At 70.4% G+C, this 18,286-nt stretch carries 19 protein-coding genes; 8 read left to right on the top strand and 11 right to left on the bottom strand.

Translation table 11 applies throughout. The features are described from left to right. Positions 1–30 precede the first annotated feature (30 nt). The 6 genes from I4Q55_RS06725 to I4Q55_RS06700 all read left to right on the top strand — a co-directional run bounded on the left by I4Q55_RS06725 (position 31) and on the right by I4Q55_RS06700 (position 4,442). A complete protein-coding gene (locus I4Q55_RS06725) occupies positions 31–471 on the top strand; it encodes a GNAT family N-acetyltransferase (RefSeq protein WP_206785152.1) in 441 nt (146 codons plus the stop codon). Positions 472–510: 39 nt separating this feature from the next. After that, positions 511–1,194, top strand: coding sequence for a metal-dependent transcriptional regulator (locus tag I4Q55_RS06720; RefSeq protein ID WP_086839591.1), 684 nt, complete (start codon positions 511–513; stop codon positions 1,192–1,194). Positions 1,195–1,263: 69 nt separating this feature from the next. Beyond that, positions 1,264–2,082, top strand: a complete 819-nt coding sequence (locus tag I4Q55_RS06715; protein ID WP_206785151.1) for an LLM class flavin-dependent oxidoreductase — start codon at positions 1,264–1,266, stop codon at positions 2,080–2,082. Between the two features lie 73 nt (positions 2,083–2,155). Then, complete coding sequence (locus I4Q55_RS06710) at positions 2,156–2,488, top strand: transcriptional regulator (RefSeq protein WP_206785150.1); 333 nt, start codon at positions 2,156–2,158, stop codon at positions 2,486–2,488. A 20-nt stretch (positions 2,489–2,508) separates the two neighbouring features. Continuing rightward, positions 2,509–3,567, top strand: coding sequence for a zinc-binding dehydrogenase (locus I4Q55_RS06705; RefSeq protein ID WP_206785149.1), 1,059 nt, complete (start codon positions 2,509–2,511; stop codon positions 3,565–3,567). Positions 3,568–3,815: 248 nt separating this feature from the next. Beyond that, on the top strand, positions 3,816–4,442 hold the full coding sequence (locus I4Q55_RS06700; RefSeq protein WP_206785148.1) for an alpha-ketoglutarate-dependent dioxygenase AlkB: 627 nt from the start codon (positions 3,816–3,818) through the stop codon (positions 4,440–4,442). On the opposite strand, the gene I4Q55_RS06695 is transcribed toward I4Q55_RS06700, so the two are convergent. Continuing rightward, positions 4,439–5,020 carry a transcriptional regulator gene (locus tag I4Q55_RS06695; protein ID WP_206785147.1) on the bottom strand — a complete coding sequence of 194 codons (582 nt, stop codon included), beginning with the start codon at positions 5,018–5,020 and terminating at the stop codon, positions 4,439–4,441. The two genes, I4Q55_RS06700 and I4Q55_RS06695, sit on opposite strands and share 4 nt — an antisense overlap. A 78-nt stretch (positions 5,021–5,098) precedes the next feature. On the opposite strand from I4Q55_RS06695, the gene I4Q55_RS06690 reads away from it, so the two are divergent. Beyond that, a complete protein-coding gene (locus I4Q55_RS06690) occupies positions 5,099–5,452 on the top strand; it encodes a hypothetical protein (protein ID WP_206785146.1) in 354 nt (117 codons plus the stop codon). 335 nt (positions 5,453–5,787) lie between these two features. On the opposite strand, the gene I4Q55_RS06685 is transcribed toward I4Q55_RS06690, so the two are convergent. The 5 genes from I4Q55_RS06685 to I4Q55_RS06665 are packed head-to-tail and all read right to left on the bottom strand — an operon-like array spanning position 5,788 to position 10,031. Continuing rightward, the gene (locus tag I4Q55_RS06685; RefSeq protein WP_206785145.1) at positions 5,788–6,624 is read right to left on the bottom strand and encodes a biotin-dependent carboxyltransferase family protein; all 837 of its coding nucleotides are present in this window, start codon (positions 6,622–6,624) and stop codon (positions 5,788–5,790) included. After that, positions 6,621–7,232, bottom strand: a complete 612-nt coding sequence (locus I4Q55_RS06680) for an allophanate hydrolase subunit 1 (protein ID WP_206785144.1) — start codon at positions 7,230–7,232, stop codon at positions 6,621–6,623. The genes I4Q55_RS06685 and I4Q55_RS06680 overlap by 4 nt, the downstream gene beginning before the upstream one ends. After that, positions 7,229–7,981, bottom strand: a complete 753-nt coding sequence (locus I4Q55_RS06675; RefSeq protein WP_206785143.1) for a LamB/YcsF family protein — start codon at positions 7,979–7,981, stop codon at positions 7,229–7,231. Before I4Q55_RS06675 ends, I4Q55_RS06680 begins: the two co-directional genes overlap by 4 nt. Position 7,982: 1 nt before the next feature. Continuing rightward, on the bottom strand, positions 7,983–8,777 hold the full coding sequence (locus tag I4Q55_RS06670; protein WP_206785142.1) for a putative hydro-lyase: 795 nt from the start codon (positions 8,775–8,777) through the stop codon (positions 7,983–7,985). Between the two features lie 9 nt (positions 8,778–8,786). Continuing rightward, on the bottom strand, positions 8,787–10,031 hold the full coding sequence (locus tag I4Q55_RS06665; RefSeq protein ID WP_206785141.1) for an MFS transporter: 1,245 nt from the start codon (positions 10,029–10,031) through the stop codon (positions 8,787–8,789). A 116-nt stretch (positions 10,032–10,147) separates the two neighbouring features. On the opposite strand from I4Q55_RS06665, the gene I4Q55_RS06660 reads away from it, so the two are divergent. Then, positions 10,148–10,870 carry a GntR family transcriptional regulator gene (locus I4Q55_RS06660; protein WP_206785140.1) on the top strand — a complete coding sequence of 241 codons (723 nt, stop codon included), beginning with the start codon at positions 10,148–10,150 and terminating at the stop codon, positions 10,868–10,870. 251 nt (positions 10,871–11,121) lie between these two features. Here I4Q55_RS06660 and I4Q55_RS06655 read toward each other — a convergent pair whose 3' ends face one another. The 5 genes from I4Q55_RS06655 to I4Q55_RS06635 form a co-directional block, all read right to left on the bottom strand. Continuing rightward, complete coding sequence (locus I4Q55_RS06655) at positions 11,122–12,477, bottom strand: chitinase (protein WP_206785139.1); 1,356 nt, start codon at positions 12,475–12,477, stop codon at positions 11,122–11,124. Next, positions 12,474–14,327, bottom strand: a complete 1,854-nt coding sequence (locus I4Q55_RS06650) for a ricin-type beta-trefoil lectin domain protein (protein WP_242545468.1) — start codon at positions 14,325–14,327, stop codon at positions 12,474–12,476. The genes I4Q55_RS06655 and I4Q55_RS06650 overlap by 4 nt, the downstream gene beginning before the upstream one ends. Beyond that, entirely contained in the window at positions 14,324–15,379 is a 1,056-nt protein-coding gene (locus I4Q55_RS06645) for an RICIN domain-containing protein (protein ID WP_307793140.1), read from the bottom strand. The genes I4Q55_RS06650 and I4Q55_RS06645 overlap by 4 nt, the downstream gene beginning before the upstream one ends. A gap of 18 nt (positions 15,380–15,397) precedes the next feature. Then, positions 15,398–16,609 carry a glycoside hydrolase family 16 protein gene (locus I4Q55_RS06640; protein WP_206785138.1) on the bottom strand — a complete coding sequence of 404 codons (1,212 nt, stop codon included), beginning with the start codon at positions 16,607–16,609 and terminating at the stop codon, positions 15,398–15,400. 343 nt (positions 16,610–16,952) lie between these two features. Then, positions 16,953–18,188, bottom strand: a complete 1,236-nt coding sequence (locus I4Q55_RS06635) for an ROK family transcriptional regulator (protein WP_206785137.1) — start codon at positions 18,186–18,188, stop codon at positions 16,953–16,955. Positions 18,189–18,286 lie beyond the last annotated feature (98 nt).

Here is an 18,286-nt window from a genome sequence, read left to right as displayed (position 1 = left end):
CGACCACCACCGACAAAAACGGGAGGCGAGATGCCCGTCCGCGACGCCGTCTTCGAAGACATCGAGGAAATCTGCGCGCTCATCGAGGAGCACGCCGTCTACGAGGACAACCACGACCTCAAGCTGGACCGCGCCGAGATGAGCGGGCACCTCTTCGGGCCGGACCCGAAGGCGTGGGTGCTGATCGCGACCCCGCCCGGCGAGCCCGGCACGGTGGCCGGCTTCGCCTTCTGCAACTGGAACTTCTCCACGTGGGAGGCCCGGCCGGGGATCTGGCTGGACGACCTGTTCGTCCGCCCGGCGTACCGCCGCCACGGGCTCGGCGGCGAGCTGCTCGACGAGCTGCGCAACCGCACGACCGGCCGCGTCGAGTGGGACATGCAGGAGGGCAACGAAAAGGGTTCGGCGTTCTACGCGCAGCTGGGCGCCGAGCCGGTGCCGGGGTGGATCCGCTACCGCTGGCGGCCGTGAACTTTCACGAGAAAGAACCCGCCCCGTATCGTATGCGGTATGGGAGATGGTTCGGTCCGGAGGTCCTCGTCCGTCGAGGACTACGTCCGGGTGATCTACGGGCTGGTCGAGCGGGGTGAAGCGGTCACCAACGCGTCGCTCGCCGGCCGGCTGGAGGTCAGCCCGTCCTCGGCGTCGGGGATGGTCACGAAGCTGTCCCAGCTGGGTCTGGTCACCCACGCGCCGTACCGCGGCATCGAGCTGACGGCCGACGGCAGGCTGCTGGCCCGTTCGGTGCTCCGGCGCCACCGGCTGATCGAGACGTACCTGGTTTCGGAGCTCGGCTACACGTGGGACGAGGTCCACGCGGAGGCGGACGCACTGGAGCACGCGGTGTCCGACAGGCTGGTCGAGCGCATCGCGGCGAAGCTCGGCAACCCGGTCCGCGACCCCCACGGAGACCCGATCCCGGCGCCCGACGGCAGCGTGGAGGAGCTGCCGGTCCGCATCCTCGACGACCTCCCGCCGGGCGCGGTGGGCGAGATCGTCCGGGTCTGGGACACCGACCCGGAGCTGCTGCGGTACCTCACGGAACACGCGATCAACCTGGGCGAACGCATCGAGGTGGTGGAGCGCCAGCCGTTCGGGGGACCGATGGTGGTGAAGGTGGGCTCGCCGCCGGACGCCGCCACGCACGCCATCGGCAAGGAGATCGCGCAGGCGCTGTCGGTCACCCTGCGCTGAGCGACGTACGCGCGAGTGACGTCGTGGAGCGGATGCGGTGACAGGCCGCCGCCCACGAGCATCAGCCGCATGAAACCCTTCCGCTTCGGTATCGTCGCCGGCCACTCGCCCGACCTCACCTCCTGGACCGCCCAGGCCGAGCGGGTCGAGGAGCTCGGCTTCGACACCTTGCTCGTCACCGATCCCGTCGGCACCGCCGACCCCTTCGTCCTGCTGGGGGCCGCCGCCGCGGTCACCATCGACCTCACGATCGGCACCTTCGTGCTCGCCGACCCCTTCCGCGACGCCGAAGCCCTCGGCTGGCAGGCGCAGACCCTGCACCGGCAGACCCGCGGGCGGTTCGAGCTCGGGCTCGGCGTCGGGCGGCCCGGGGCGGACGCCCACGCGAAGCAGCTCGGCCGGGAGTTCCCCGCACCGGGTGAGCGCATCACACGGATGGCCGCCACCATCACGCACCTCAAGCGCGAGCCGGACCGGCCGCGGCTGGTGCTCGCCGGCGGTGGGCCGAAAATGCTGGCGCTCGCCGCGCAAGAAGCCGACACCATCACCTTCAGCTGGCCGCCGCGGACCACCGAGGCCGCAGCCGAGTCCATTGTGGATCGATTCCGAGAGCTCGCCGGGCCGCGGCTGCCGGAGATCGAACTCGGACTGAACCTGATGGCCGTCGGCAGCGAACCGTCGCCCGTGATCGCGCGCTTTGCCAAGGTCGACGTGCCCGAACTCGTCGCCGGGGGTGCCGTGACCGTGCTGCCCGAGGAGCCCGGCGCGGCGGCGGAAACCCTTCTCCGGTGGCGGGAACGGTGGGGGATTTCCTACGTGACGATCAACTCCGGCTACGCGGAACCGTTCGCCGCGATCGCCGGCGCGGTGCGCAAGGCAGGTGGGTGAGGGCCCTTCCGATCTTGCGAACCGGCGCCTACGCTCCAATGTTCTGTAAACGGGAGTGCTTCGGAGCGTTGTGATGACCGGTCAGCGAACACGCACCATCGACCGGGGGGAACAGGCGGAGCTGAGCCGGCTGCTGGCGGCCGGACCGTTCGACGTGGCCCTGCGGGCGGCGATCCGGGCCCGCGGCCTCGGCCTCGAGCGGATCCGCTATCGCTTGCGCGGCAGGGGAACCACGGTCAGCCTGGCCACCCTCAGCCACTGGCAATCAGGACGGTGCCGGCCCGAGCGGCCGGAATCGTTGGAGGCCCTGCGGAATCTCGAGGACATCCTGAACGTGCCTGACGGCTCGCTCAGCAAACTGCTCGGTCCGCCGCGGGTGAGAACGAGGTTCCACGCGCTCAGTTGAGCGACAACTAGGCTCGCGCCATGCGAGCTGTCGTGATGGAGGAGTTCTGCGTCCCGCCCGTCGTGCGGGACGTGCCGGAGCCGGTCGCCGCGCCGGGCGGTGCGGTGATCGAGGTCGACGCCACCGGGGTGTGCCGCAGCGACTGGCACACCTGGCAGGGGCACGACGCCGCCGTCACGCTGCCGCACGTCGCCGGGCACGAGCTCGCCGGCCGGGTCGTCGCGCTCGGCGAGGGCGTCCGCGGGTGGGAGCTCGGCGCCCGCGTCACCGTTCCCTTCGTCTGCGCCTGCGGGACGTGCGCCCAGTGCGCCCGCGGCGACCAGCAGATCTGCGACCGCGAGTTCCAGCCGGGCGCCACGCACTGGGGGTCGTTCGCCGAGCGCGTCGCCATCGAGCACGCCGAGACGAACCTGGTCGCGTTGCCGGACTCGCTCGGCGCAGCCGAGGCCGCCGCCCTCGGCTGCCGGTTCGGGACGGCGTTCCGCGCGGTGCTGCGGCAGGGGCGCGTCACCGCGGGCCAGTGGGTCTCGGTGTACGGCTGCGGTGGCGTCGGGATCTCCGCGGTGCTGCTGGCCGTCGCGGCCGGCGCGAAGGTCGTCGCCGTTGACGTCTCGACGGCGGCCCTGCGGCTCGCCGCGAAGTCGGGTGCCGCCGTCACGGTGGATTCTTCGGGGTTCGACGGCGCGGAAGCCGTCGCCGCGCACGTGCGCGAGCTGACCGGCGGTGGCACGCACGTCTCGCTCGACTGCCTCGGCTCGCCGTCGACCTGCGCGGCGTCGGTCGGCAGCCTCCGCAAGCGCGGCCGGCACGTCCAAGCCGGGCTCATGCCGCCCGCGCAGGGCCTCGCGCCGATCCCGATGCACCGGGTCGTCGGCGGCGAGCTGGAGCTGGTCGGGATCCACGGGCTCCAGGCCCACGAGTACCCGGAGCTGCTGCGCGTCGTCGAGACCGCGGGCATCGACCTCGCCGCGCTGATCGGCAGGCGGATCGGGCTCGACGACGTCCCGGCGGCGCTGGCCGCGATGAACGACCCCGTGCCGGCGCAGGCGGGCGTCACCGTGGTGACTTTCCGTGACTGATCGGCGGCACCGCGGTCAAGAGACCGGTTCGTAGCTGATCCTCGCTGGTTTGTGACATTCAGGTGTGAGAACGTCGAATCCATGGTGGCCCAGGGCGAGGGGATGCGGCCGCAGGGACGTCCCGTTGGTCCGTTCGGGCGGTTTCTGCGGCTGTTCACCACCGCGGACGTCACGTTCCGCGGTCATCGCGCGGTGCCCTCCATGATGACGGAACGTGTGCGTCGGGGGTCTCCGGCACAATCGAGGTGATGGACGCCCTCCTGCCGCGCCCGCGCGCCGAGCTCGCGCCCGGGGCGGTGCACCTGCCCGGCTGGGTCGGCTTCGACGAGCAGCGCGAACTGGTCACGGCCTGCCGCGGCTGGACCGGCTACCGCCACACGAGGCTGCCCAACGGCGGCGTGATGTCGGTGCGGTCGGTCTGCCTCGGCTGGCACTGGTACCCGTACGGCTACTCGCGCACGACCGGCGACGGAACGCCGGTGCTGCCGTTCCCGGACTGGCTCGGCGACCTCGGCCGCCGCGCGCTGGCGGCCGCGTACGGCGAGCCGGCGGAGACGTACGCGCCGGACATCGCGCTGGTCAACTTCTACGACGCCACCGCGAAAATGGGACTGCACCAGGACAAGGACGAGCGCAGCCTCGAGCCGGTCGTGTCGTTCAGCCTCGGCAACGCGTGCGTGTTCCGCTTCGGCAACACCGAAACCCGCGGCCGGCCGTACACCGACGTCGAGCTGTGCTCAGGAGACGTGTTCGTGTTCGGCGGCCCGTCCCGGCTCGCCTACCACGGCGTGCCGAAGACGCTGCCGGGCACGGCGGACCCGGCACTGGGCCTCGACGGGCGGCTGAACATCACGCTGCGGGTGTCCGGCTTCTAGTCCTCTGTGGACTCCTCTTCCTCCGGCACCACGATGAACCGGACGGCCACCGCCCGCGAGCCTTCCGGGTGCTGCCCCGGCTCGGTGGCGTACTTCCACAGCAGGTTCTGGTACTCCTCGACGAAGGACGTGAGCTGCTCCTTCGTCAGGTGCAGCCCGGCGCGTTCGATCCGGTTCCAGCCCTCCGAGCTGTCATAGCCCGCGTACGCCCGCGTGACCAGGCCCAGGTCGTGACTCAGCTTGAGCGCGCCGAGCTTGAGCATCGCTTCGCGCTCGTCGGGCGCCAGGTCGAGGCCGGGTGGGGTGTGGATGTCCTTGGACTGCGACTTCCACCAGCGTTCGCGGCCGTCTCCGCGTTCGGTGAGCTCTTCGATCAGCTCCAGGTCGGCGAGCTTGCGGAGGTGGTAGCTGGTCGTCCCGGTGCTCTCACCGAGGGCCTTCGCGACGCTCGTCGAGTTCGCTTCGCCGTGTTTGCCCAGGTAGTTGAGGATGTCGCGGCGGACCGGGTTGGCCAGTGCTTTGGAGAAGGCCTTGAGGTCCGGGCCGGTGAGCACGCGTTTTTCGGGGCGTTCGACCATGCCGCGAGCGTACTACAGAGACTGTTTGCAAAGAATCTCTGCAATCGGCTACCGTGGGCCGGGAGATCGGGGGTTGCCATGAAGAAGCTGTTCTGGGCGGCGGGGCTGGGCCTGCTGCCGTGGATCGCGGTACTGGGGACGACGCTGCCGGACGTCGTGGCGGCGCAGCACTGGCGCCTGGCCTGGACGGGCTTCGACGCGGCGGAAGCCGTCGGCCTGCTGCTCACGGCCTGGCTGCTGGGCCGGGGCGACGCGCGGACGCCGCTGGTCGCCACGGCCACCGCGACGCTGCTGCTGGCCGACGCCTGGTTCGACGTCGTGACGGCCGGTGACGACGTCGTGTTTTCGCTGCTCATGGCCGGTCTGGAGGTGCCGCTGGCGCTGGCCTGCCTGGCGGTGGCCGTGCCGCGGCCGGTGCCGGCGCATGTCTGAGCTCGACGCGCGGCTGCGCGACGAGATCGACGACCAGGTCGCGGAGGCCATGGACGCCTACCTCGCCGATCTTGCGGATTCGCGGCCGCGCCGGCCGCGGCGCGCGTGGCCGGTGGTGGTGACGGTGGCACTGGGGGTCGCCACCACCTGGCTGGCCCCGGGCGCGGCCTGGGTGGCGTGGCTCGCGATCGCGGTCACCAACGTCGCCTGGCTGGTGGTCGTGGGGGGCCGGCGGGCCAGACCCGCCGGCCGCGCCCCCCCCGGGGGGGGGGGGGGGGGGGGGGGGGGGGGGGGGCCCCCCCCCCCCCCCCCCCCCCCCCGACGCTGGAGGGAAGCTAGGACGCCGGCCGGAAGCGCACTGTCTGGCCCGGCCGCAGCTGGGCCGCCAGGTCGAGGTCTTCCTCCTCGACGACCGCGATCACCGGGTAACCACCCGTCGTCGGGTGGTCGGTGTGGAACAGGATCGGCCGGCCCGACGGTGGTACCTGCAGCGAGCCCGGCACGCACGCCTCCGACGGCAGCTCGCCGTGCCGCGCGCGAGCCAGTGCCGGCCCGGTCAGCCGGATGCCGACGCGGTCCGAGTCCGGGGACACCGTGTACACAGCGGACAGCAGGTCGTCCGGTGCGGTGAACCAGTCGCGGCGCGGTCCCGGCGTCACGCGCAACACCGGCTCCGCGGGCAACGCCGCCCGGGGCGCGAGGTCCACCGTGGGAAAAGCACTCGGAGCCGGGCCGATCGGCAGCAGCATCCCGGCCGTCACCGGCGGCGGGCCCAGCTTGCCGAGCGTGTCCGTCGCGCGGGAGCCGAGCACCGGTGGCACGTCGATCCCGCCGCGCACCGCGACGTAACACCGCAACCCCGACACCGCTGTGCCCAACGCCAGCTCCTCCCCGGGCCACAACGTGATCGGCCCGTTGAGGCCGCCCTTCGAAAGCGGGCACGAAGCGCCGGTGACCGCCACCGTGGTCACGCCCGACGCGCGTAGCACCAGCCCGCCGAGCGTGACCTCCAGCGCCGCGGCTCCGGCAGGGTTTCCGACCAGCCGGTTGGCCAGCCGGAACGACCCGCGGTCGGCCGCGCCGGACCGGCCGACGCCGAGGGCCGCGTGGCCCGGGCGGCCGAGGTCCTGCACCGTCGTCGCGAACCCGGGCCGCACCACTTCGAGCTTCACGGCCGCACCGCCGTGAACCGGACCCGGGTGCCCGGCGGCAGCAGGTTCGGCGGGTCGCGCTCGACGTCCCACACCGGCACGTCCGTCCGGCCCAGCAACCGCCAGCCACCCGGTGACGCGCTCGGGTAGACCGCGCTGTACTCGCCGGCGATCGCCACCGAGCCCGCCGGTATCCGCGTGCGCGGCGAAGACCGGCGGGACACGTGCAGCGCGGGGTCCGATCCGGTGAGGTAGGCGAACCCGGGGGCGAACCCGCAGAACGCCGAGACGTACGTCCCCGCGGTGTGCCGCGAGACCAGCGCCGCCACGCTCGACCCCGTCTCCGCGGCGACGTCGGCGAGGTCTTCGCCGTCGTACACCACCGGGATCACCACCTCGCCCGCCTCGGCCGGTGCACTGTCCACAGGGGACACCTGACGCAGCAACGCGCCCAGCCGTTCCGCGTTCGTCACCGCCGGGTCGTACCGCACCAGCAGGGTCCGGGCCGCCGGGACCAGCTCTTCGACGCCGTCCGGATCGAGGCGGGACAACGCCGCCTGGAAGCCCAGGACGTCGTCGACTTCCACGAGCAACGCGCGCCGGCCGCACGGCAGGAGCCGGACGGTCATCCGGTGAACGCGTTGAGGGGGACGTCCGCCGCGGTCAGGCCGTCGCGGATCCGGCGGGCCAGCTCGACCGCGCCCGGGGTGTCCCCGTGCACGCACAGGGAATCCGGCCGCAGGTCGAGCTTGCTGCCGTCGGCCGTCACGACGCCGCCGCCGGTGGCCATCGCCACCGCCCGCTCGGCCACCGCCGCGGCGTCGTGCAGGACAGCACCCGGCTGCTTGCGCGAGACGAGCCGGCCTTCGGCGGTGTACGCGCGGTCGGCGAACGCCTCCGCGTACGCGACGACGCCCGCTTTCTCCGCCTCCCGCTGCATTTCCGAATCCGGCAGGCAGAGCAGCGCGAGCGCGGGGTCGTAGCGGCGCAGGCCGTCGACGATCGCCGCCGCCTGCTCGGCGTCCACCGCCGCGGTGTTGTACAACGCGCCGTGCGGCTTCACGTAGGTCACGCGGCTGCCCGCCGCGCGGGCGAACGCGTCGAGCGCGCCGATCTGGTAAAGCACTTCGTTCGCCAGATCGTCCGGCGCGATGGCGAGCGCACGCCTGCCGAAGCCGGCCAGGTCGTGGTAGCCGACGTGCGCGCCGATCGCGACACCGCGTCCGGCCGCCAGCTCGCACACCCGCCGCATCACCGACGGGTCGCCGGCGTGGAAGCCGCACGCGATGTTCGCGCTGGTCACGATGTCGAGCATGGCTTCGTCGTCGCCCATCTTCCAGGCGCCGAAGCCCTCGCCGAGATCGCTGTTCAGATCCATTTCAGTCCACCCGGTATTCGCTGTCGTACCGATCGGTGATGAACATGTACCCCGGTGCGTGGGTGATCGCAAAGGGAGGCCGCGACGCCATCAGCGCCGCCTGCGGCGTGACCCCGCAGGCCCAGAACACCGGGACGTCACCGGGTTCGGCGGCCACCGGGTCGCCGAAGTCCGGCCGGGACAGGTCGTCGATGCCCAGCGCGCCCGGGTCGCCGACGTGCACCGGGGCGCCGTGCACGGCGGGCATCGCGCGGGTGATCCGGATGGCGTCGGCGACGCGGTCCTCCGGGATCTGCCGCATCGAGACCACCATCGGCCCGAAGAGCCGCCCGGCGGGTTCGCACGGCCGGTTCGTCACGTACATGGCGACGTTGCGGCCCTGGTCGACGTGCCGCAGCGGGACGCCCTCGGCGGCCAGCGCCGTCTCGAACGTGAAGCTGCAGCCGATCGAAAAGGCGACCATGTCGCTGCGCCACAGGCCGGTCGCGTCCGACACCTCGCCGGCCAGGACGCCGTTCTGCCAGATGCGGTAACGCGGCAGGTCGGTGCGCAGGTCGGCGCCCTCGGCGAGGCGGGTGGCCGGATCGCCGGGGTCGGTGACGTCGAGCAGCGGGCACGCCTGCGGGTTGCGGGTGCAGAACAGCAGGACGTCGTAGGCCCAGTCCTCGGGCACGGCGATCAGGTTGGTCTGGGTGAAGCCGTTGGCCCAGCCGGTCGTGGGGTGGGCGGTGCCGGTGCGGAACGCCGCACGGGCCTGCGCCGGCGTGTAGGTGGCCGGTTCGTCGAAGGTCGTCATCTCGCCCCCTCAGTCCACGAGTTCGATACCGCGGGTTTCCGGCAGCCCGAGCAAGGCCAGGACCGCGATGCCGTAGCCGATCGCGCCGAACACGATCGCGCCGCCCGCGCCGAGGAAGCCGACGATGGTCGGGAAGATCGCGCCGACCGCGCGGCCGAAGTTGTACGTGAAGCCCTGTCCGGTGCCGCGCAGCGCCGTCGGGTACAGCTCGGCGAGGAACGCGCCGAAGCCGCTGAAGATCGCGGACATCGAGAAGCCGAGCGGGAAGCCGAGCACCAGCACGAGGCCGTTGGCGCCCTTGGGGATCTGCGTGTACGCGACGATCAGCACGGCGGAGAGGACCGCGAACGTCATGAAGGTCTTCTTGCGGCCCAGCAGGTCGGTCAGGTAGCCGCCGCAGACGTACCCGACGAAGGCGCCGGTGATGAGGAAGACGAGGTAGCCGCCGGTGCCGATCACGGTCAGCTCACGCGTCTTCTTCAGGTAGGACGGCAGCCAGGTGTTGATCGCGTAGTAGCCGCCCTGGACGCCGGTGGCCAGCAGCGAGGCGAAGAACGTCGTGCGCAGCAGGCCGCCCTGGAAGATCTTGACCAGTGAGCCCCGGGAGCGCACGGCGGTCCGGCGCTCTTCCGCGCGCGGGGCGTCCTGCACGCTGCGGCGGACCCACAGCACGAGCACCGCCGGGATGATGCCGGTCCAGAACATGATCCGCCAGGCGACGTCGTCGCTCGCGAAGCTGAAGACGACGGTGTAGACGATCACCGAGAGACCCCAGCCGACCGCCCACGCGCTCTGCACGAAGGCCACGGTCCGGCCGCGGTACTTGGCCTGCGAGTACTCGGCGACCAGCGCCGCGCCGGCCGCCCACTCGCCGCCGAAGCCCAGGCCCTGCAGGGCGCGGAAGACCAGCAGCGTCTCGAAGTTGGGCGCGAAGCCGCAGAGCACGGTGAAGATCGTGTACATCGCGATGGTGATCTGCAGGGTGCGCACGCGGCCGATCCGGTCGGCGAGGATGCCGGCCCCGACACCGCCGATGGCCGACACGACCAGCGTCGTCGTGCCGAGCAGGCCGGCTTCACCGCTCGAAATGCCGAAGTACGCGGTGATCGCGGCCAGGCCGAGCGGCAGGGTCTGGTAGTCGAACGAGTCCAGGCCGTACCCGCCGAACGCGCCGGCGAAGGCGCGGCGGCCACGTTTGCCGAGTGTGCGGAACCAGTCGAACGGCCGGGCCTCGGTAGTGGCTGTGGCAGTCATGGGCACCTCCTGGCCAGTGTCTCTCATCGTGTCGTGCCTCACACGGTAGAGATTGTTGAACAATTCCACAAGACGGCAATTAGATCGTCCTCTGCGTGGCGAGTACCATCGATGACGTGGTCATCGAAGACAGCGGCGTCACGGGCCTCGAAGCCGATCGCGGCCTGGTCACGCGCAAGAGCACGGCCGAGCGGGTCGCCGGCGTCCTCCGCAACCGCATCGCGGAGGGGTTCTTCCTGCCCGGCGGCCGGCTGTCGGAGCACGACATCGGCAACGCGCTCGGCGTCTCCCGCAACACGCTGCGCGAGGCGTTCCGGCTGCTCACGCACGAGCGGCTGCTCGCCCACGAGCTCAACCGAGGGGTCTTCGTCCGCATCCCGAGCGTCGAGGACGTCGTCGACATCTACCGGGTGCGCAAGATCATCGAGTGCGCGGCGGTCCGCGGGGTGACGGCCAAGCCGGCGACCTTCGCGCGGATCAAGGAGAAGGTCGACATCGGCGACGAGGCCGCCCGCACCGGCAACTGGAAGGACCTGGGCACTGCGAACGTCTGGTTCCACCAGGAGCTGGCCGCGCTGTCCGGCAGCGAGCGGGTGAACGAGCTGGTCGGCAGGCTGACCGCCGAGCTGCGGCTGGTGTTCCACATCATGGCCGAGCCGCGGCGCTTCCACGAGCGCTACCTGCCGCGCAACCACGAAATCCTCGACCGCGTCGAGGCCGGCGACGGCCCGGGCGCGGAGCAGCTGCTGATGAAGTACCTCGACGACGCGGAGGAGCAGCTGGTGGGCGCGTACGCAGACCGCGCGGCGGCGGCCCGGGCGGCGATCGCGGCGGAGTGACCAGAGCGCCCCAATGTGGCCTTCGGTGCGTTGGACGCACCCAAGGTGGCCTTCGGTGCGTTGAGCGCAACCAAGGCCACATTGGGGCCGTTTGGGCAGCGTTCGCGTCCGTACGGTCCGAGCACGAGCCGGACGCGACCTCCGGTCGATAACCTCGGGGGCGGTTCCGCCGCCGGAGACCCCCAGTGGCAGGCGGGACCCCACGCTGCCGGGTCGCCGCTTCCCCAGGGCCGCGGCCCGGCAGCCCTCGCTCAGCCGGCGTAGCGGGCGAAGATCCTCGTGAAGTCCCACGCCTGCTGCGAAACGCCGGAACAGGTGTCGTTGTTCGGGTACGCGCCGGGGCACGGGCGGTCGCGGTTCGCCGACCAGAACGTCAACCGGGCCAGGTGGTGCGTGTTGGCGTAGCCCAGGATGGTGGTGAAGTCGGTGAGCGTGACCGTCTCGCCGACGTCGGTGATTCCGTTCATCGACGAGATGCCCATGTGCCGGTAGGCCGTGTCGTCGTCGTAGCCGTAGGCGCTCTTGACGACGTTCTTCAGGCCCTCGGCCGCCCGCAGCGTCAGCGTGCCCATGTTCTGGCCCGCGCCGCCGAAGTCGAACGGCATGATGACCCAGCCGTCGACCGTGAGACCCGCCTGCGCCGCCCGGTTGACCAGGCTGTTGTCGGGCCCGGACTGATCGGTGCCGAAGGTGACGTACAGCTTGATGCCCGGGTTGTTCGCCCGGACCGTCTTCAGCGCGTCGACCGTGCGCTGCTGCACCGCCGGGTTGCTGTAGGCGTCGGCCTCGATGTCGATGTCGATCGCCTTGAGACCGTAGGCGTTGATCACCTTCTGGTAGCCCGCCGCCAGCTCGCCCGCGCTGCCGCACGACGACTCCAGCTTGTTGCCGGAGTAGCCGCCGAACGACGGGATGACGTCGCCGCCGTTCGCGCGGATCGTGTTGATCGTGTTCTGGTCGACGCCGCCGGTGAGTGCCCGGCCGCCGTCCCACTGCGGGTTGCAGTAGCCGTTGGACAGGATGAACGCCAGCGTGAACCACTTGACGCCGGTGGCGCTCATGATCGTCGCCGGGTTCGGCGGGTCGCCCCAGCCGTTGTAGAGGTACGGCGCGACGGCCAGCACGCCCGGCCCGGGCGGTGTCGTGGTGCCGCCCGGCAGCGTCCACTGCTGGTTCGCCGTGGTCGCGCAGGTCCAGATCTGCAGCCGGGTGCCGTTGGCGCTGGAGTTGCCGGTGGCGTCGAGGCACTTGCCGGACCCGGCGTTGACCAGGTTCTTCGCCGCGTTGGCCGTCCACTTCTGGGCGCCCGAGCCGTTGCAGTCCCAGAGCTGGATCTGGGTGCCGTTCGCCGTGCCCGCGCTGGTGACGTCCAGGCACTTGCCCAGCGCCCGCAGAGAACCGTCGGTGCCGGTTGTCCACTGTTGAGCGCTGGTGCCGTTGCAGTCGTAGAGCTGGACCGCGGTTCCGTTGGCGGTGCTCGCGCCGGCGACGTCGACGCACTTGCCGCCGAAGCCGGTGATCGGGCCGGTCGCCGCCTGCGCGACGCCGGGGGCGAGGACCACCGCCGAGGCGGCGATCAGGGCGCCGAATACTGCTCGTTTCCTCATGCGGGCACGTTCCACTTCTGGTTGGCGGCGCCGGTGCAGGTCCAGATCTGCAGCCGCGTGCCGTTGGCGCTGGAGTTGCCGGTCGCGTCGACGCACTTGTTCGAGCCCGCGCCGACGATCTCCCTGGCCGCGGTGGCGGCCCAGCGCTGGTTGGCCGTGCCGCCGCAGTCCCAGAGCTGGAGCTGTGCTCCGTCCGCAGTGGACTGACCGGTGACGTCGAGGCACTTGCCGAGTGCCCTCAGAGTTCCGTCGGTGGCCACTGTCCACTGTTGAGCGCTGGTGCCGTTGCAGTCGTAGAGCTGGACCGCCGTTCCGTTGGCGCTGCTCGCACCGGCGACGTCGACGCACTTGCCGCCCAGACCGGTGATCGGGCCGGTCTTGCCGCCGCTGTTGCCCTGGTTGCCGCTCCAGGTGAACGTCGCCGACGTGTGGCCGGGCAGCGTGTAGGTGAACGACGAGCCGCCCCAGTTGACCCGGACGCTCTGGTTGCCGGTGCTGGAGTTGTACGCGATCAGCGCCTTCGAGCCGTCCGGGTTCTTCCAGGCGACGTTGCGGACGGTCGGGTTGTCGTTCGAGTCGATCCGGTACGCGCCCGGCTTCACGAACTTCGTCAGGTGACCCATCGTGTAGTACTCGACGGTGTAGTCGACCTGCCCGCTGCGGGAGTCTCCGTTGTGGACGGTGATCAGGCCGGTGCAGGTGCCGCAGCCACCGTTGTGCGGGCCCATGTTCTGGTCGACGCCGAGACTCCACTTCACGAAGCTCTTCGACCAGTTCCGGGTGTAGTCCACGATGTTGTTCATGTCCTCGGCCTGCTGGTTCGAGATCCAGGTGCCGCCGGAGTGCTCGGTCGAGTAGGCGTTGACGTTCGGGTACTGGTTGTGGACGGTCGTCTGCTGCGCGACGTCGCCGCCGTAGCCGTGCCATGCGATGCCACCGAAGTTCGGGTGGTTGCGGATGGCCGGATCGTCCACTGTGGGCGCGCCGTAGGCCGCGTAGGTGTCCCAGTTCCAGTCGAGCGCCATGACCTTCGTGGACAGTCCGGCGTTTTGCAGTGCGGGCAGCAGGTTGTTCTTCGCGAAGTACGCCAGGCCGGCGCCGTTCCAGTTGGTCGACGGGTAGCTCGCGCAGCACGTCGGCTCGTTCTGCATCGAGACGTAGTCGATCGGCACGCCGGCCGCCTGGTAGGCCTGGATGTACTTGACGAAGTACTGCGCGTAGGCCGGGTAGTACTGCGATTCGACCCAGCCGAGCAGGTAGCTGTCGTTGTCCTTCATCCACGGCGGCGCGGTCCACGGCGACGCCATCACCTTGGCCTGCGGGTTGAGCTGCTTGGCCTGCTTGGTCAGCGGCAGCACGTCGGCCTGGTCGTGGGCGATCGAGAAACGCGTCAGGTTCGGGTCGGTCTGACCGGCCGGCATGTCGTCGAAGGTGTAGCTGTAGCGGGCCAGGTCGGACGCGCCGAGCGGGTTGCGGATGAAGCTCAGCCCGATGCCGCTGTTCGGGTCGAACAGTTTGCGCATGGTGTCGTCGCGGGTGGCCTGGCTCAACGCGCCGCTGGAGTTCATCAGCCACGCCGCGGTGTCCGTAAAGGACGCTCCACCGCCTTCGAACTGCTGGTAGGTGGTGTTCTCGTTGACGTTGATGGTCACGCCGCCGCTGCCGGTGCCCGCGGCGAAGGTGACCGGCGTCTGCTGCTGCAGGCCGCGGGTGACGGTGCGGCCGCCGGAGTCACTGGTCGTGGTGAGCCAGATGTTCACGGTCTCGCCCGCGGCCTGCGCCGGGGCGGCGAGGGTGGCCGCGGCGACGGCGGTCACCCCGATCATCGCCAGGAGAGCGCGTTTTCTCATGGGAGCGTCCACTTCTGGTTCGCGCCGGACCCGCAGGTCCAGATCTGGAGCCGGGTTCCGTTGGCGCTGGAGTTGCCGGTGGCGTCGAGGCACTTGCCGGATCCGGTGTTCACGAGGTTCTGTGAGCCGTTCGCCGACCACTTCTGGGCGCCCGAGCCGTTGCAGTCCCAGAGTTGCGTCGTCGTGCCGTTGGCGGTACCCGCGCTTGTGACGTCGAGGCACTTCCCGAGGGCTTTCAGGGTTCCGTCGGTGCCGGCTGTCCACTGTTGAGCGTTGGTGCCGTTGCAGTCGTAGAGCTGGACGGCGGTTCCGTTGGCGCTGTTCGCGCCGGCGACATCGACGCACTTGCCACCGATGCCCGTGATCGGCCCGGCGGTCGTGGGTGTGGTGCCGCCGGCGAACTGCGTCGCGACCTGTTCGCCGAGGCTGACCGCGTTCGCGTGGCTTTCGATGGGGTTCACGTGCGTGTTCGGGAAGACGATGTAGGTCACCGGGCCTTCGGTGCCGCCGGTCTTCGGGTCGGGGTCGATGCCGAGGCTGACGGCGGTGGCGTAGGAGGCCTCGCCGATGATGCTCGCCGGACCGGTGTCGCCGACGACGGCGTAGGTGACTTGGTTGTGGTAGATCACCGCCACGACCGAGCCGCCGTCGATGCCGTAGTTGCGGTAGTCCCAGGTGGACGTCGGCTGGGGAAGGACCACAAAGGGCAGTTGGGCCGCGTTGAGCGGCTGGTCGGTCGAGGTGTGGAACGCGGTGTCGGGGTAGAAACAGCAGTCGGTGTTCTCGTTGCACTGCGTAGTGCGGACGCCGTCGCAGTCGATGTCCATGTCGGCGGTGAAGAAGACCGCGCCGTTGGCCTGGCAGACGGGCACGGTGGCCGCGCCGCCTTCGTCGAAGGAATATCTGCCGTTGGAAATTTGTTGGCAATTCTGGGTTTTGGCGAGGAGCTGGCTCGCGGAGGGGCCCGCTTCGACCGCGGCCTGGGCCGAGCCGGTGGTGAGGGAAAGCGCTAACAGGGCACACCCCATTAGCGCGACGAGGATTCGCCGCACTTGATTCTCCTCATCGGTTCAGGGAGTGGTCCACTTCTGGTTCGCGCCGCCACCGCAGGTCCAGATCTGCAGGCGGGTGCCGTTCGCGCTGGAGTTCCCGGTGGCGTCGAGGCACTTGTTCGCGTTGGGATTCACGATGTCCTTCGCGCCGGTCACGACCCATTGCTGGGCGCCGGTGCCGTTGCAGTCGTAGAGCTGCACCGGTGTCCCGTCCGCGGTGCCGGCACCGGAGACGTCCATGCACTTGCCGAGGGCGCGGAGGGTGCCGTCGGTGCCGACGGTCCAGTTCTGCGCGGCATTGCCGTTGCAGTCGGTGATCTGGATCGGCGTGCCGTTGGCGCTGTTCGCGCCGGCGACGTCGACGCACTTGCCGCCGATGCCGGTGATGGTGCCGGTCCGGCCGCCGCCGCTGCTCGAGGTGTTCGTGACGTGCACGTAGTCGACGATCAGCTGCTGCGGGAACTGCGTGCTGCTGTTGGGATCGCCGGGCCAGTACCCGCCGACGGCGAGGTTGAGGATGAGGAAGAAGCTGTGGTCGTAGACCCAGCGGTTGCCGTTCAGGTCCGCCGGCGTGCGTGTCTGGTAGAGGTTGCCGTCGACGTACCACTTGATCTGGTTGGGGGCCCAGTCGATGGCGTAGGTGTGGAAGTCGTCGGAGAAGTTCGGGCCGCTGTAGGCGGCGCCGATGCCGCCGGCGCCGGAGTAGCCGGGGCCGTGGAGGGTGCCGTGCACGGTGTTCGGCTCGAAGCCGACGTTCTCCATGATGTCGATTTCGCCGTCGGCGGGCCAGTTTCCGCCGCCGAGCATCCAGAAGGCGGGCCACATGCCTTGCCCGCGCGGGAGTTTCATGCGGGTTTCGAAGTGGCCGTAGGCCTGGCTGAACTTGCCGGCGGTGTTGAGCCGGGCGGAGGTGTACTCGCAGCGGCCGTACCAGCAGTTGTAGTTGCCGGGGTTCTCCTTCTTGGCGGTGATGACGAGGTGGCCCTGGCCGTCGAGCTGGGCGTTGCTGGTGCCGGAGGTGTAGTACTGCCGTTCGTGGTTGTTGACGTTGTCGCCGGTTTCGAGCTGCCACTTCGACCCGTCGACGGCGGCGCCCGCGGGGCCGTTGAAGTCGTCGGTGAAGGTGGCCGCTGCTTCGGCCTTGGTGGGGGTGATGGCCTGCTGCCCGAGGAGGAGCAGTGAACAGGCGGCGAGGAGTGCCGCCCAGCGGTTCTTTTTTGAGGTGGACATCGTTGTCGCCTCTTTTCACCGTGGGGACCGGCGTTCCGCGCGCAGCACGGAACGCGGGGAAGGGGAGAAGGCCGTGCGTGCCGGGGCGGCGGCAGGCGCGACCGATCGGCCGCGGTCCGTGGCGGGCGGACTTGGCCGGCGCTTTGTTGTGCCTGGCAACAAAGTATGCATGGTCCAGACAAGCCGGGCAACCGTCGGGCGGTCATTTTTTTTCAACCCGAATTAAGGCGTGGACGGTGGTTCCCGCTCAGCGGGGCACGGGCTTCCGACGGCGTCCGGGACTGGTTCGGCTGTGGCCTTCGGGGTGCGGGGGAGGGCTGGGTTCTCGGCGGTGCTCCTGGAGCTAAGCCGCGTCGGAGTCGGGTGCTCCCGGCTTGGCGATCCGCGACGTCGCTCCCTGCTCCAGCAGGTCCGCCACCGGGAGCGTTGCCGCACCGGTCGCCACCGCGTCCAGGCCCAGCGAGCCCAGCTGGATCGATGTCTGGCTGAACGGGTGCCGCAGGGCGTGCTCGCCCGCCGCCGCGCGGATGCTCGGCAGGAGCTGCTCGCCCAACGCCAACCCGGCCCAGCCGCCGATCACGATGCGCTCGGGGTTGAACAAGTTGATCAAGTTCGCGATGCCCGCGCCGAGGTAGCCCGCCGTTTCGTCGAGCACCTTTGCCGCCGTCTTGGACTTCGCCGCCGCTGCCAGCAGGGCCGCGAACCGGGCCTGCTCGTCCTCGCCCGTGATGTCCTTGCCGCGTGCCCTGCGGTAGCGGGCCAGCACCGCCCCCGCGCCGATGTACGCCTCCAGGCACCCTCGGGCCCCGCAGCGGCACTTCTGACCGCCGTACGCGATCGTCGTGTGGCCCCACTCGCCCGCGCTGCTCGTCGAGCCCCGGTACGTTGTCCCGTCCGTCACCACCGCCGCGCCCACGCCCGAGCCGATCAGGGCTATCACCGCGTGCTTGGCTCCGCGGCCCGCGCCGAACCACATCTCCGCCTGGCCCTGGGTCTTCGCACCGTTGTCGATGAACAGCGGCAACCGGACGCCGGCGTCCGACAACAGCGCGGCGAACGGCACCCCGTCCCAGCCCACCGTCGGGGCGTGGACCAGCACCTGCTCGCCCTGCTCGACCGCTCCCGGTACGCCGATGCCGACGCCCAGCACTCCTGGCTCTTCGATGCCCGCGCTCGCGAACACCTCGCGCAGGCCGGACGTCACCTGCTCCACCGCCGTCGCCGGGTCGGGGGCCTTCGGGAGCGGGTGCTCGACCGTCGCCAGGCGGTTCATCGCCAGGTCGAACAGCTCGACCTTGACCCCGGTCTCCCCGATGTCGACGCCCGCCACGTGCCCGTACGCCGGGTCGACGCGCAGCAGGACGCGCGGCCGGCCGCCGTCCGATTCGACCTGGCCCGCTTCGGTGATCAGGCGCTCTTCGCCCAGCTCGGCGGTCACGTTGCTCACCGTGGCGGCACTCAATCCGGTGAGCTGGCTGAGTTCGTGCCTCGACAGCGGGCCGTCGAAGTACAGCTTCGACAGCAGCAGGGATCGGTTGTGCCGCCGCAGATCACGGACGGTGGTGCGCTTGCTCGCCATGGGCAACCCATCTAACTTCTTACCGGCTCACTGACAGGATGCCTGATCGCCGTAAGTTGTGGCTATGTATTAAGTAGTGAACTAAGGCCCGAACCGGG

The organism is Amycolatopsis sp. MtRt-6, from assembly GCF_017308975.1.
GTDB lineage: Bacteria > Actinomycetota > Actinomycetes > Mycobacteriales > Pseudonocardiaceae > Amycolatopsis.
This window is presented reverse-complemented; position numbering and strand designations above follow the sequence as displayed.

What these genes read in the sequence shown, in the direction of transcription:
- I4Q55_RS06725 (WP_206785152.1), top strand. Translation starts at nt 31, where the DNA reads ATGCCCGTCCGCGACGCCGTCTTCGAAGACATCGAGGAAATCTGCGCG.
- I4Q55_RS06670 (WP_206785142.1), bottom strand. Translation starts at nt 8,777, where the DNA reads ATGACGACCTTCGACGAACCGGCCACCTACACGCCGGCGCAGGCCCGT.
- I4Q55_RS06720 (WP_086839591.1), top strand. Translation starts at nt 511, where the DNA reads ATGGGAGATGGTTCGGTCCGGAGGTCCTCGTCCGTCGAGGACTACGTC.
- I4Q55_RS06655 (WP_206785139.1), bottom strand. Translation starts at nt 12,477, where the DNA reads ATGAGGAAACGAGCAGTATTCGGCGCCCTGATCGCCGCCTCGGCGGTG.
- I4Q55_RS06675 (WP_206785143.1), bottom strand. Translation starts at nt 7,981, where the DNA reads ATGGATCTGAACAGCGATCTCGGCGAGGGCTTCGGCGCCTGGAAGATG.
- I4Q55_RS06690 (WP_206785146.1), top strand. Translation starts at nt 5,099, where the DNA reads ATGAAGAAGCTGTTCTGGGCGGCGGGGCTGGGCCTGCTGCCGTGGATC.
- I4Q55_RS06665 (WP_206785141.1), bottom strand. Translation starts at nt 10,031, where the DNA reads ATGACTGCCACAGCCACTACCGAGGCCCGGCCGTTCGACTGGTTCCGC.
- I4Q55_RS06650 (WP_242545468.1), bottom strand. Translation starts at nt 14,327, where the DNA reads ATGAGAAAACGCGCTCTCCTGGCGATGATCGGGGTGACCGCCGTCGCC.
- I4Q55_RS06695 (WP_206785147.1), bottom strand. Translation starts at nt 5,020, where the DNA reads ATGGTCGAACGCCCCGAAAAACGCGTGCTCACCGGCCCGGACCTCAAG.
- I4Q55_RS06710 (WP_206785150.1), top strand. Translation starts at nt 2,156, where the DNA reads ATGACCGGTCAGCGAACACGCACCATCGACCGGGGGGAACAGGCGGAG.
- I4Q55_RS06640 (WP_206785138.1), bottom strand. Translation starts at nt 16,609, where the DNA reads ATGTCCACCTCAAAAAAGAACCGCTGGGCGGCACTCCTCGCCGCCTGT.
- I4Q55_RS06635 (WP_206785137.1), bottom strand. Translation starts at nt 18,188, where the DNA reads ATGGCGAGCAAGCGCACCACCGTCCGTGATCTGCGGCGGCACAACCGA.
- I4Q55_RS06700 (WP_206785148.1), top strand. Translation starts at nt 3,816, where the DNA reads ATGGACGCCCTCCTGCCGCGCCCGCGCGCCGAGCTCGCGCCCGGGGCG.
- I4Q55_RS06705 (WP_206785149.1), top strand. Translation starts at nt 2,509, where the DNA reads ATGCGAGCTGTCGTGATGGAGGAGTTCTGCGTCCCGCCCGTCGTGCGG.
- I4Q55_RS06680 (WP_206785144.1), bottom strand. Translation starts at nt 7,232, where the DNA reads ATGACCGTCCGGCTCCTGCCGTGCGGCCGGCGCGCGTTGCTCGTGGAA.
- I4Q55_RS06715 (WP_206785151.1), top strand. Translation starts at nt 1,264, where the DNA reads ATGAAACCCTTCCGCTTCGGTATCGTCGCCGGCCACTCGCCCGACCTC.